This window comes from Streptomyces resistomycificus, assembly GCF_001514265.1.
GTDB classification, from domain to species: Bacteria; Actinomycetota; Actinomycetes; order Streptomycetales; family Streptomycetaceae; genus Streptomyces; species Streptomyces resistomycificus.
In genome coordinates this window covers 301,796-314,457 of record NZ_KQ948993.1, presented here as the reverse complement: position 1 = coordinate 314,457, position 12,662 = coordinate 301,796, and the positions used below count along the sequence as shown (strand labels likewise).

The 12,662-nt window shown below is 72.2% G+C and carries 11 protein-coding genes and 1 pseudogene; 7 read left to right on the top strand and 5 right to left on the bottom strand.

Translation table 11 applies throughout. The annotated features are described in order from the left end of the window. Positions 1–656 precede the first annotated feature (656 nt). The 3 genes and pseudogenes from AQJ84_RS40310 to AQJ84_RS22655 all read left to right on the top strand — a co-directional run bounded on the left by AQJ84_RS40310 (position 657) and on the right by AQJ84_RS22655 (position 2,622). Positions 657–1,223 (top strand): TetR family transcriptional regulator, encoded by a 567-nt coding sequence (locus tag AQJ84_RS40310; RefSeq protein ID WP_030041758.1) that lies wholly within the window; start codon positions 657–659, stop codon positions 1,221–1,223. A gap of 71 nt (positions 1,224–1,294) precedes the next feature. After that, a pseudogene (locus tag AQJ84_RS22660) lies at positions 1,295–1,639 on the top strand (SDR family NAD(P)-dependent oxidoreductase); the annotation flags it as partial. Continuing rightward, positions 1,636–2,622 (top strand): aldo/keto reductase, encoded by a 987-nt coding sequence (locus AQJ84_RS22655; RefSeq protein WP_030041760.1) that lies wholly within the window; start codon positions 1,636–1,638, stop codon positions 2,620–2,622. The pseudogene AQJ84_RS22660 and the gene AQJ84_RS22655, both read left to right, overlap by 4 nt. Before the next feature lie 63 nt (positions 2,623–2,685). On the opposite strand, the gene AQJ84_RS22650 is transcribed toward AQJ84_RS22655, so the two are convergent. Next, positions 2,686–4,107, bottom strand: coding sequence for a lipase maturation factor family protein (locus AQJ84_RS22650; RefSeq protein WP_030041761.1), 1,422 nt, complete (start codon positions 4,105–4,107; stop codon positions 2,686–2,688). 136 nt (positions 4,108–4,243) lie between these two features. Between AQJ84_RS22650 and AQJ84_RS22645 the strand changes: the two genes are divergently transcribed. The 3 genes from AQJ84_RS22645 (at position 4,244) to AQJ84_RS22635 (ending at position 8,686) form a co-directional block, all read left to right on the top strand. Continuing rightward, positions 4,244–5,611 (top strand): DUF6777 domain-containing protein, encoded by a 1,368-nt coding sequence (locus AQJ84_RS22645; RefSeq protein ID WP_030041762.1) that lies wholly within the window; start codon positions 4,244–4,246, stop codon positions 5,609–5,611. Positions 5,612–5,710: 99 nt separating this feature from the next. Continuing rightward, positions 5,711–7,786 carry a SpoIIE family protein phosphatase gene (locus tag AQJ84_RS22640; RefSeq protein ID WP_053190340.1) on the top strand — a complete coding sequence of 692 codons (2,076 nt, stop codon included), beginning with the start codon at positions 5,711–5,713 and terminating at the stop codon, positions 7,784–7,786. 36 nt (positions 7,787–7,822) lie between these two features. Further along, on the top strand, positions 7,823–8,686 hold the full coding sequence (locus AQJ84_RS22635; RefSeq protein WP_053190339.1) for an Fpg/Nei family DNA glycosylase: 864 nt from the start codon (positions 7,823–7,825) through the stop codon (positions 8,684–8,686). 1 nt (position 8,687) lies between these two features. Here AQJ84_RS22635 and AQJ84_RS22630 read toward each other — a convergent pair whose 3' ends face one another. The 3 genes from AQJ84_RS22630 to AQJ84_RS22620 form a co-directional block, all read right to left on the bottom strand. After that, positions 8,688–9,338: a zf-HC2 domain-containing protein gene (locus AQJ84_RS22630; protein WP_053190338.1), complete on the bottom strand. Its 651-nt coding sequence runs from the start codon at positions 9,336–9,338 to the stop codon at positions 8,688–8,690. 151 nt (positions 9,339–9,489) lie between these two features. Further along, complete coding sequence (locus AQJ84_RS22625; RefSeq protein WP_030041766.1) at positions 9,490–10,005, bottom strand: hypothetical protein; 516 nt, start codon at positions 10,003–10,005, stop codon at positions 9,490–9,492. Between the two features lie 135 nt (positions 10,006–10,140). Next, entirely contained in the window at positions 10,141–10,686 is a 546-nt protein-coding gene (locus AQJ84_RS22620; RefSeq protein WP_030041767.1) for a sigma-70 family RNA polymerase sigma factor, read from the bottom strand. Positions 10,687–10,899: 213 nt separating this feature from the next. Between AQJ84_RS22620 and AQJ84_RS22615 the strand changes: the two genes are divergently transcribed. After that, complete coding sequence (locus AQJ84_RS22615; RefSeq protein ID WP_053190337.1) at positions 10,900–12,057, top strand: CapA family protein; 1,158 nt, start codon at positions 10,900–10,902, stop codon at positions 12,055–12,057. 80 nt (positions 12,058–12,137) lie between these two features. Here the strand turns inward: AQJ84_RS22615 and AQJ84_RS22610 are convergent, their stop codons facing one another. After that, on the bottom strand, positions 12,138–12,608 hold the full coding sequence (locus tag AQJ84_RS22610) for a universal stress protein (protein ID WP_030041770.1): 471 nt from the start codon (positions 12,606–12,608) through the stop codon (positions 12,138–12,140). Positions 12,609–12,662 lie beyond the last annotated feature (54 nt).

The following is a 12,662-nucleotide window of genomic DNA, read 5'->3' as shown; positions in this document are numbered from 1 at the left end:
GATGACCGGACCATGGTCACGCCGGCGTAGGAAGAGGGCGTGGGCCGGGAGGATTCCACGGCGGGGCGCCCAACGGCATCGCTCGCCACTTGACGCCGTGTCCACCAGGTAGTGGACCGCGTGCGACATCGCCGGAGGCAGTACGCCTCCGGCGAGCCACCTCGTCCTCCCTGGTAACCGGAGGCGATCAGGGCCTGCACCCGCGAACCGCGGCCGGTCTCGATCCCCACTACCACCCCGGCCGGAACCAGGTCCCCCCCGCCGTGCCGCGCGACGAGTTGGTGCGGCTTCACGATGCCCTCCACTCCCTCGGGCAGCTTCGCTGTGGCCTTGCGGCCCGCCTCGTCCCGGTCTCCACATCGCGTCGGCCTTCGTCCCAGCCATCGCCGATCAGGGGCAACTCGGCTGCTCTTTCCGGCACTTCGCTCTCCGCGGCCTACGTGAGGCGGCACACGGCCTCATGGATTCAGTGCTCACACCACCAGGGGCAGGCACGCCACCCCATCAGCGGTCCGGCCTCCCGGCCGACCATCGGGGCACGGTCTGACCCCCCGAACTCACCGGTTCCGGCGGCTGGAGCGCTCATCTGCCGACGGCACCGGCACCGAGTCTCTTCGCCACGGCAAGACCCATTAGGCGCTGTTAACATGACCCCCATGTCCCGAGCCGAAGCCACGAAGGCGCGCATCCTCCAGGCGGCGACGGAGGAGTTCGCGGCATACGGGATCGCGGGAGCCCGAGTCGACCGGATCGCCAAGGCCGCCTCGGCGAACAAGAACCTCATATACGTCTACTTCTGCAACAAGGACGGGCTCTTCGACGCCGTCTTCGACGCACACGTCGGGCGAGGCCTCGACATGGTGCCCTTCACACCTGACGACCTGCCGGACTACGCCGGGCGACTGTTCGACTTCTACCAGAAGCACCCCGAGGTGCTCCGCCTGGCGACCTGGCACCGACTGGAACGCGGCACTGCCGTGGAACGGGACCCTGCCGTCGCCGAGCCGACCCGCAACAACAAGCTCGCCTCGTTGGAAGCGGTCCGGAAGGACCAAGTGGGCACATCGGGCTTCGCCCCGGCCACGCTTCTCACCCTCGTCCTGGCCATCGCCTCGGCCTGGAGCCCGACGAATGCCGCGAGCATGCCGGCGACGACTCTCCTGACGTCGGACCCGGCGGAATGCCGGAGCGCGATCGTGGAGGCCGTGCGGCGCATCCTGTGACGGACAGCGTGCGTCACTCGCCTCCGCCGCGTACGAGAGGTCCGCGGCCGCGTGGTGGGCCGCCGCGGCCGGGCCTGCCGCAGCGCGCGCTGTACAGCGCGACGAAGGGTGCCGTGCACTCCCTCACCCTCGCCATGGCCGCCGGCCACGTCCGCGAGGGCATCCGCGTCAACAGCGTCAACCCCGGTACGGCCGACACCCCGTGGATCGGCCGCCTGCTGTCCAAGGCCGCCGACCCGGCCGCGGAGTGGGCCGCCCTGGAGACCCGCCAGCCCACCGGCCGCCTCGTGACGGCCGACGAAGTCGCGAGCGCGGTCGCCTACTCGGCGAGCCCGCTGTCCGGCGCCACCACCGGCACCTCACTGGCCGTCGACGGCGGCATGCAGGGCCTGCGGATGCGGCCGGCGGGCCGGTGAGCACCCTCGGTCGCAGCGGCGTCCAGGTCAGCGCGCTCGCCTTCGGCGCGGCCGCGATCGGCAACCTCTTCACCGAGGTCGGCGAGGAGCAGGCGCACGAGGCGGTCACCGCGGCCTGGCAGCGGGGCGTCCGCTATTTCGACACCGCCCCGCACTACGGCCTCGGCCTGTCCGAGCGCCGACTGGGTGCGGCCCTGCGCGCACACCCCCGCGCCGAGTACACGGTGTCCACGAAGGCCGGCCGCCGGCTGGAACCCACGACGGCGGGCGGCGACGACCTCGCGAACGGCTTCGCGGTCCCCGCGGCCCACCGCCGCGTCTGGGACTTCACCGCCGACGGCGTACGCCGCACCCTGGAGGCCAGTCTGGAACGGCTCGGCCTCGACCGCGTCGACGTCGTCTACCTCCACGACCCCGACGACCACGCCGAACAGGCCTTCCGTGAGGGCTATCCGGCCCTGGAGAGGCTCCGCGCGCAGGGCGTGGTCGGCGCGATCGGCGTGGGCATGAACCAGACGGAGATGCTCACCCGTTTCGTCCGCGACACGGACGTCGACGTGGTGCTGTGCGCCGGCCGCTACTCCCTGCTCGACCAGGACGCGCTGACCGAACTGCTCCCGGCGGCCGTGACACGGGGCATCGCGGTCGTCGTCGGCGGCGCCTTCAACTCGGGTCTGCTGGCGGACCCGAAACCGGGAGCGACCTACAACTACGCCGAGGCGCCAGCCGAGTTGCTGGAACGCGCTCTGCGGCTCAAGTCCGTCGCCGAACACCACGGCACCACCCTGCGTGCCGCCGCGCTGGGCTTCTGCGCCGCCCATCCCGCGGTCGCGAGCGTCCTCGTCGGCGCCCGCTCGGCGGCCGAGATGCACGACTGCGCCGACCAGTTCGCGGCCGCCGTCCCGGCCGCGTTCTGGCAGGAGCTGCGCGAGGCCGGCCTGCTGCCGGCCGACGCCCCGGTCCCCACCGACGAGCCGTCGTGAGCGTGCCCGAGGACCAGGGCCGGCCTCCTCGCCGAGCCGGAGAAGGTGCCACCCCCTCCGCCTCTACGACCTCTGAGCCACCCCCGCCAGCCGCGTCGGCGGCAGATACTCCCGCACGTACGTCCGCTCCCAACAGGCGCCCGTCTCCCGCAGTTCGTCCCAGGTCGTGTAGCGGTACCGGAACAGGCGGGCACGGATGTGGCGGGGCGGGGAGTCGGGCGGGAACGGGGAGCGGCGCAGCAGTCGCAGGGTGTCGCGGTCGTTCTCCAGGAGCCGTTCCACCATCGCGCCGAACCACGATCCGGCGTACGCGGGGGACAGCGCGGCGAACCACATCATCCAGTCCAGCCGCAGGTGGTACGGCGCGAACTGACGGGGCCAGCGCCGGGGATCACCCGGCTTGCCCCTGAACTCGTACTCCCGCCACTCGGAGTCCTCGCGCGGGACCTCGTCCGCCGTGCCCTCGACGATCACCTCGTAGCGGATCCGGCTGACGCTGCCGAAGGCGCCGTAGGTGTTGACCAGGTGGAGCGGGTCGAAGGAGCGGTTCATGACCTGGCGGCGGGAGAGCATGTTGCGGGCCGGCTGGTAGCTGAGTCCGACGAGCAGCGCGGCGACCGCGAGGACGAGCACCTCGTACCAGAGTGGGGTGCCCGGGAGGGGCGGTGGATCGCCGGGGAGTCTCACCGCCGACAGCGCCAGGACGATCGTGATCCAGTTCAGCCAGGAGAAGTTGCCCGACAGCACCAGCCACAACTGGGTGAGGATCATCAGGGCGGCCGCCGCCGTGGCCGCCGGCTGCGGGGTGAACAGCAGGACGGGCACGGCGAGTTGGGTGACGTGGTTGGCGGCCACCTCCGCCCGGTGCAGGGGCCGGGGCAGATGGTGGAAGAACCAGCTCAGCGGGCCCGGCATGGGCTGCGTCTCGTGGTGGAAGTCCAGGCACGTCAGCTTCCGCCAGCACGCGTCGCCGCGCATCTTGATCAGACCCGCGCCGAACTCGACGCGGAACAGGATCCAGCGCAGCAGGAACAGGACGACGACCGGCGGGGCCACCTCGTCGTTGCCGAGGAAGACGGCGAGGAACCCGACCTCCAGCAGCAGGGACTCCCAGCCGAATCCGTACCAGGTCTGGCCGACGTTCACGATCGACAGATACAGCAGCCACGGCACCAGCCACAGCACCATTGCGGCCCACAGCGGGAGTTGTGAGTCGAGGCCGGCCACCAGCGCGGCCGACACCCCGCAGCCCGCCCAGGCGCACGCGGCGAAGAACCGGTCCGAGTAGTGCAGGTGGAAGAGGCTCGGAGCCCGCTTGAAGGGCGTCCGCTCGACGAAGCGGGGGACGGGCAGCATGCCCCGCTCGCCCATCAGTGCACGGAACTGCAGGGCCGCCGTCACGAACGCCACGACGTACAGGGCGGCCAGGCCCCGCTGGAAGACCAATCGGCTCATCCAGAAGTCCGGTGCGTTGAACCAGTTCACGTCCGTGCGCTCCTCCCGTCCATTGTCGCGCCGGAAGCCCGTGTGACGCTCCGTGTACCGCGGCCTCCGCTTGCGTAACCCAAGTGAGTGAAGCAGACAATAGTGACGAACTGCCCGGGATGGACGGGAGAGAGTGGTGCGCAAACCCACCGGAACCCTCGTCGCGGCCTGCGCGCTCTCGGCGGCGTTCCTCGTCGCCGGCTGCGCCGCCGCCGGGGGCGAGGACACGGAACCGAGCGGAGAACTCCTTCTCCAGCCGGCCGCGGCCCAGGGGCCGGATCCCTTCACGGACTCCACCGCGGCCCCGACGGCCCCGTCGCCCGCGCTCACCCGAACGACCCAACCGGGTCCCTCGGCTGAGACCGGCGTACGGTCCCTGTCCGGCGGGACCCCGGGCCTCTACGGCGGGACCGCGCGGGTCGCCAGCTGCGATGTCGCCCGGCAGGCCGACCACCTGACCCGTGACCCGGCCCGGGCGCGCGCCTTCGCCGAGGCCGAGGGCATCTCCTTGGAAGCGATCCCGGACTTTCTGCGCGGACTGGCCCCGGTCGTGCTGCGCGCCGACACGCGGGTCACCAACCACGGCTACCGCGAGGGCCGGACGACCTCCTACCAGTCCGTCCTCCAGGCCGGCACCGCGGTCCTCGTCGACAACCGGGGCCTGCCACGCGTGCGCTGCGCCTGCGGCAACCCCCTGAAGCCGCCGGCGGTGACCCCGGGCAACCCGGGCACCGGCGGCCGCGCCTGGCCCGGATACCTGACCACCCGGATGGTCGCGGTGGTCCCGACCCCCCAGGTCGTCACCGATGTCACGATCATCGACCCGGTCCACCGCACCTGGATCGAGCGGCGCATCGGTCACGACGTCCGCCACGACCGCGTGGTGCCCGTGCCAACCCCGCCGGCGCCGACCCCCGACGACAGCGCGTCCGGTACCTCGCCGAGCGGGTCCCCCACGGACGAGAGCGCCTCCCCCGGGGCGACCGACTGCGTGACCCCCACGCCCACCGTCGCGCCGGAGAGCGCCGGAGAGGCGCCGGTCGACCTGCCGACCGGTACGCCCACCGCCACGCCGACCGTCACGCCCACCACCGACCTGCCGACCGGCGCTCTCACGGACACGCCGACCGGCCCTCTCACGGACACCCCGACCGGCCTGCCGACGTGGGAGCCCCCGACGGAGCCGACCGACTGCCCCACCGGAACCGTCCCCGGCACCCCCACCGCCACGCCACCCCCCACCGTCCCCGGGACCCCCCTCGCCCCCTCGGGCGGCACCGCCGTACCCGACCTCGGAACGGCGATCCCCGACGCCCCGCCCTTCGACGAGCCCACTGTGGCGGACCCCGGCACCTCCCCGGACTCCCTCGACGCCACCGACGAGGTCGGCCCCGAGGCCGTACCGGACACCCCCGACCTGCCCGACGGCGGCGGACTGATCCCCGACGACCCGGCCGGCACGGACAGCGTCTTCGGCAGCCCCACCGACGTCTTCGACAGCTGACGGCATCCCGCCGGCAGCCGACCGCACCGACCCCTCGCCCCATGTCCCGCACGCCTCCCCCCGGTCGAAGAATCGGGCAAATCCTGGCAAGGTGGCCCCATGGTTGATCGGGGAGCGAGCGCCCTGGCACTCCCGGACGACTGGCCCGCCCACCCGGATCCGATCCTGGCGCTCAACCGCATGGGCAGCTTCGACTGGGACCTGGACAACGGCCTGTTCCACATGGACGCCCAGGCCCACGAGGTGTTCGACCTGCGCCCCGACGAGTTCGACGACCACCCCGAGACCCTGGTCGTGCGGATCCCGCGCGCCGAAGGGCATCGGCTCGACGCCCTGGTGGCGCAGGCCATCAAGGACGGCAGCGAGAACTACGGCACCTACTTCCGTATCCGCTGCCGCGACGGGACCCTGCGCTGGACCCACACCCAGGGCTACATCCGGCGCGACGAGACCGGCCGCCCGCGCCGCATCATCGGCATCGTCCGCGACGCCACCGACGAGGTCGGCGAGCTCGAGGACCGCCGGGAGCAGGCAGCCCAGGACGAGGCCCGGCGCCGGCAGACCAACGTCGTGCAGCTCACCACGGCCGCCCTCGCCCACGCCCGTACCGTCCAGGACGTCATCGACATCCTCAAGGACACCCACGGCCTCACCCACCTCGGCGCCACCAGCCTGGTCTTCGGACTGGTCGAGGCCGGCCGCATCCGGCTGATCGCCGAGGGCCCCGAGGGCAGCTTCGTGCCCGGCACCGACATCACCCGGATCGACGAGCCCTATCCGATGAGCGAGGCCGTCCGCACCCTCAGCCCCCGCTTCATCGAGTCGCCGGAGGAGTTCGCGGCCCGCTACCCGATCCTGTGGCCGCACATCACCGGCCTCGACATCACTTCGGCCGCCTACCTCCCGCTCATCGCCGAGGCCCGCCCGATCGGCGCCATGGGCCTGCTCTACAGCGACCGGCGCGGCTTCTCACCCGAGGACCGCAACGTCCTGATCGCCCTCGGCAGCAGCATCGCGCAGAGTCTCATGCGGGCCATGCTCTACGAGCAGGACAAGGACCTCGCCACCGGCCTCCAGCAGGCCATGCTGCCGCGCACCATCCCCAGCGTCCCCGGCGCCGACGTGGCCGTCCGCTACCGTTCCGCCTCGCTCGGCCGGGACATCGGCGGCGACTGGTACGACCTGATCCCGCTGCCGGGCGGACGCGTCGGCGCCGTCATCGGCGACGTCCAGGGGCACGACACCCACGCCGCCGCCGTCATGGGCCAGCTGCGCATCGTCCTCAAGGCCTACGCCGCCGAGGGCCACCCCCCGGCCACGGTGATGGCCCGTGCCTCCGTCTTCCTCCACGAACTCGACACCGAACGCTTCGCGACCTGCCTGTACGCGGAGGCCGACCTGACCACCGGCGTGGTCCAGGTGGTCCGGGCCGGGCACATCGACCCGCTCGTCCGCCGCCCCGACGGCAGCTGCCGCCGCGTTCCCGTCGACGGCGGCATGCCGCTGGGACTGTCGGCCGAGTTCGGCTGCCTCGAATACCCCGTCGCCACCCTGGAACTGGACCCCGGTCACGCCCTGCTGCTGTGCACCGACGGCCTGGTCGAGCAGCCCGGCGCCGACCTCGACGACGGCATGCGTACCCTCGCGGCGCTCATCGCCGCCGGACCGGACGACGTCCGCGATCTCGCCGACTGCCTCATCGACGTGGCCGAGAACCGCGGTGGCGACGACGACGTCGCCCTGCTCCTGCTGCGCCGCCGCGGCGGCGACACCCCGCGGCCCGTGGGACGGCTCCAGCAGCACGTGGCACCCGGCGACCCCGAGGCACTCGCCGAGGCCCGGCACATGATCCGCGCCGCCGTCGGCGCGTGGGGCGACCGTCACCTCTCCGACGAGATCGAACTCGCCGCCGACGAACTGATCACCAACGCCCTGATGCACACCGAGGGCTCGGCGATCGTCACCCTGCGGGTCCTCAGCGGCAGTGACCGCCGGCTGCGGGTCGAGGTCGAGGACTCCTCCAGCGCCCTCCCGCGCCGCCGTGAGGCCGGTGAGTCGGGCGTCTCCGGCCGGGGCCTGCTCCTCGTCGACCTGCTCGCCGACGTGTGGGGCGTCGAGGCGCGGGGCGGCGGCAAGTGCGTGTGGTGCGAGTTCGTGGTGCCCGACCGGGGCTGACCTGAGCCGCCGGGCATGCGGTGGCACTCTGGACGTATGCCGGAACTTCCCGAGGTCGAAGCGCTCAAGGACTTCCTGACCGACAACCTCGTCGGCCTCGAGATCGTACGGGTGCTGCCCGTCGCGATCAGCGTCCTGAAGACCTACGACCCTCCGCTCACCGCTCTGGAGGGCCACCAGGTCAGCGCCGTGCACCGGCACGGCAAGTTCCTCGACCTCCAGACGGACGGCGGCCCGCACCTGGTGACCCACCTGGCCCGTGCCGGCTGGCTGCACTGGAAGGACCGGCTACCCGACGGCCCGCCCCGGCCCGGCAAGGGCCCCCTCGCGCTGCGCGTGGCCCTGGAGACGGGCGCCGGCTTCGACCTGACGGAGGCGGGCACGCAGAAACGCCTGGCGGTGTACGTGGTCCAGGACCCCCAGGAGGTGCCGGGTGTGGCCCGCCTCGGCCCGGACCCGCTCGCCGACGACTTCGACGCGTCCCGCCTGGCCGCCCTGCTGAAGGGGGAGCGGCGTCAGATCAAGGGCGCCCTGCGCGACCAGAGCCTCATCGCGGGCGTCGGCAACGCCTACAGCGACGAGATCCTGCACGCCGCGAAGATGTCCCCCTTCAAACCGACCTCCTCCCTCACCCCGGAGGAGACGAGAGCGCTGCACGAGGCTCTCCGGACGACTCTCTTCGAGGCGATCGAGCGTTCCCGCGGTGTCGCGGCGGGCCGTCTCAAGGCCGAGAAGAAGAGCGGCCTGCGCGTCCACGGCCGCACCGGCCAACCGTGCCCCGTCTGCGGTGACACCATCCGCGAGGTCTCCTTCAGCGACTCCTCGCTCCAGTACTGCCCCACCTGCCAGACCGGCGGCAAACCCCTGGCGGACCGCCGCCTGTCACGGCTCCTGAAGTGAGCTAGTCGGACTCCAGCGTCGCCAGGTGTTCGCCGCCGGTCGTGCGGAGCTCGTAGCGGGCGATCTGGTCGGGGTGCATGGTCGTGCCGCCGCGCATGGTGTTGGGGCGGGCGTCGTGGTCGGGCACGTTCCAGTTGGTGACCGTCTGTTCGGAGCCGTCGTGGCCGACGGCGACGAGGAGGCAGGCGCGGGGACCCGCACCGTCCTTGACCTTGAGCTGCACCTGGCTGCCCCAGACCTCGTCCTCGGTCGTGACCTCGGCCCACACACCCGAGCGCTCGTCGGTGGCGGTGACCCGTACGGCGCTGTCGGCGTCGCCCGCGAGGAGCACGACGCCGGGCCCCGCCACGGCGAGCACCACCGAGGCGGCCAGGGCGAACCACAGCCTCCTGCGCCGCGCCCGGTGTCGTGCGGCGACCTCGGAGACCAACCGGTCCAGCAGCCGGGGACCGGGCTGGGTCAGCGGGCTCACCACCCGGGGCGTGGCCCGCCGGTACAGCATCAACTGCCGGGTCGCGGGCCCGAATTCGGTCACGTGTGCCGCACAGCGGGGGCACTCCATGAGGTGGTCCTCGAAGCGGAAGGCGTCCGCCTCGTCCAGCACGCCGAGCGCGTACGCGCCGACGTCGCGATGCCTTTCCAGGGACCTCATGCCGAATCCTCGTACCTTTGGGTGCGGGTGGGGTTACTCCTTGCTCCCACCGGTACGCACCCGGCAGCCGAATCACTCAAGGCCCATACAGAATCGTAACCAAGGAGTTCGGAGCGGCCGGGCCCCCGGATTGGTCCGGATCGAAACGAGGCTAAAAAAGGTGGATGGCCAGGTGTCCCAGGGGCAACCCGAGCTGCCAGGCCGGCGTCCATACCTTGGGTCCGTCGTCCTCGCCGACCACCGGACCACCGCCCGGTACGGCGTTCAGATCGGGCGCGAGCAGCTCGGTCTCCTCCAGCCAGCGCCAGGCCGCCCGGGCCAGGTCCAGGTCGGGTGAGGGGCCGCCGTCGTCGACGCAGTCCGCGGCGAGCGCGGTCATCCGTTCGTCCACCCAGTCCTGCCACGGCTGGTCGTACGCCGTCAGCGACAGCCAGTTCTCCAACTGGGAGACCACCTGGATGCCGGAGAGCTCGCCGTCGGTGTCGGACAGGAAGATGGTCAGTGCCAGGGCGTCCCGTCCCGCGCGGAACTCGAAGGACGTCGGCGGCATCAGATCCCCCGACCGCAGCAGTTCGTCGGCGATGTACTCGGCGTACAACCAGGCCATGGGGACGGTGAGTTCGCCGCCACCGGCGCCGTCCGTGCTCTCGTGACCTCTGTGCAGCATCCCTTCCTGCCTTCCTCCGGTGCGTGCGCGCTGCCCGATGCCGGGCCCCAGTGCGGAACACGGATGAGGACAGCGGATTACTCAACCGGGGTCAGCGGCAAGGCGCTTTACGGAGGTTTGACTCGGCCATGGGTTTCACCGCAGGTCGGCCGCGTATCCGGGAAGCACCCGGCGAAGGGCGCGCAGCGCGTAGTAAGCGCGGGACTTCACGGTACCGGGCGGGATCCCGAGGATCTCGGCGGACTCCGCCACACTCGCCCCCTGGAAGTACACCAGCACCAGGACTTCACGGTGCTCGGGAGTGAGTGTCTTCACAGCCTCGCGCACGTCGAGGGCGGCGGCCGCCCGCTCGGCGTGGTCGCCGCACACCCGGGCGTTCTCCAGGACGGCGTCGCCGACCTCCGCGGGGCGCGCCTGGCGGGCCCGCCGCGCGTCGATGGCGAGCCGCCGGCCCACGGTCAGCAGCCACGGCCGTACGGACTCGAAGTCGTCGGCGCGCAGGGCCTCGGGATGCTGCCAGGCGCGGACGAGGGTCTCCTGGACGAGGTCCTCGGCGCGTTGCCGGTCGCCGTCGCAGAGCCGGAGCAGGAGCGCGAAGAGGGGCCGGCCGTGCTCCCGCTGCAGTGCGGCGAGCTCGTGCTCGGCGGTCGTCCCGTTCGTGAGAGTGGTTCCGGCCGTCATGGCCGTATGGCACAACAGGGGACCGTTTCTGGACAGTGCGGGCGCACGGCTCTGCGGCGGACGGTCGATCGCGTCGACGAACGGTTCGACGAACGGTCCGCATCCCGCCGTTCGCGCGCACCGGACGGGTTAAAGAGGGCCTTCGGGTTGTTTGGGGGTGTGCTCCGCATCGTACCTATTTGTGAGTAAATATGATCACAGTGGGGTGAGCGGATGATTGCACGCAGACGGCAGGTTGCCCTGGCCCTCACGGCCCTCCTCGCGGCGGGTGCCGCCTGCCAGGCCAAGGACCACGGCCCGCCCACCGGGTCCGGACACCCGGCCCCGTCCGCCGCGGGACCCCGCGGCTTCACACTCGTCGCCTCCGGCGACGTCCTCCCGCACAGCTCCATCATCGACCGGGCCCGCTTCGACGCCGGCGGCACCGGGTACGACTTCCGGCCCATGCTCGCCGGCGTCGAACCGGTCGTCTCCCGCGCCGATCTGGCGCTGTGTCACATGGAGACCGTCTACGGCGCGAACGGCGTCTACACGGGCTACCCCACCTTCAAGTCCCCGCCCGAAGTGGCCGCGGGCCTCGCCGCCACCGGCTACGACAGCTGCTCCACCGCCTCCAACCACAGCCTCGACGACGGCGCCGAGGGGATCAGCCGCACCCTGGACGCCCTCGACCGGGCGGGCGTACGGCACGCGGGCTCGGCGCGCACCGAGAGCGAGGCGAGTACGCCCACCCTCCTGCGGGCCGGTCCGGCGAAGGTCGCGCACCTCGCGTACACGTACGACACCAACGGCTTCCCGCTGCCGCAGGGACAACCCTGGGCCGTCGGTCTGATCGACGAGAACAAGATGATCGCGGACGCCCGGGCGGCCCGTGCGGCGGGCGCCGACGTCGTCGTCGTGTCCGTGCACTGGGGCACCGAGTGGCAGGACGAGCCCGACGAGAACCAACTCGCCCTGGCCCGCGCCCTCACCGCCGCCAGAACCGGGGGCCGACCGGACGTCGACCTGGTCCTCGGCACCCACGCGCATGTCCCGCAGGCGTACGAGAAGGTCAACGGAACCTGGGTGATCTACGGGATGGGCGACCAGATCGCCGGCGCGATGTCCAACCACGACGGCGTCCAGGACCCGCGCGGCAACCAGTCCACCCTCGGCCGCTTCACCTTCGCCCCGCCCGCCCGGCCGGGTGAGCGCTGGCGGGTCACGAAGGCCGAGTTCGTGCCGCAGCTGTTCGACGTGGACGCCGGCCGGGTGGTCGACCTGAACCGGGCGCTCGCCCAGGGGGCGGAGGTGCGCGGGGTGCGCGACCGGATCCGGGACGTGGTGCTGAGCCGGGGCGCGGCCGCGGACGGGCTCGTGATGGGGAAGTAGCCGGGCCGCCGCCCCCTGCGCGGCCGGGTCAGTCCACGTCCGCGTGGTCGAAGGTCCTCGGCATCTCCGTACGCCGCCCCCTACGGAACCACCGTCACCGGCCACCGCCCCGCCTTCACCAGCCGGATCGCGACCGAGCCGATGATGCGGTGGCCGGCCTGTTCGGAGGCGCCCACGACGACCGCGTCCGCCTTGAGGTCGTCCGCCGCCTTCACCAGGCCGTTGTAGGGGTCGCCGCGGAAGGTGTGGAACTCCCAGCGCACGTCGAATATCCCCTTGGTCCGCTCGGTGGCCTCCCGGATCTGCGCCACGAGGTCCTCGGCGATGGCGTCGGTCGTGTCGGTGACCGGCGCCCCGAGGGCGGCGCCCGCCGCGAGCACCGGCTGCACGTACACCACGGCGAGCAACGCGTGTTGGCGCCGGGCGAGGCCACCGGCATATGCCGCCGCGCGGAGCGAGGAGTCCGAGCCGTCCACACCGACCACGATGACCTTGGGTCCGTCCGTGCCCCGCTCGAACCGGTGCGCGGGCGAGTGCTGCTGTTCCGTCACGGCTGCGAGGCTATCGGAACCCGCAGGTCCCGCAGCCGCCCCGGGACGTCTCGA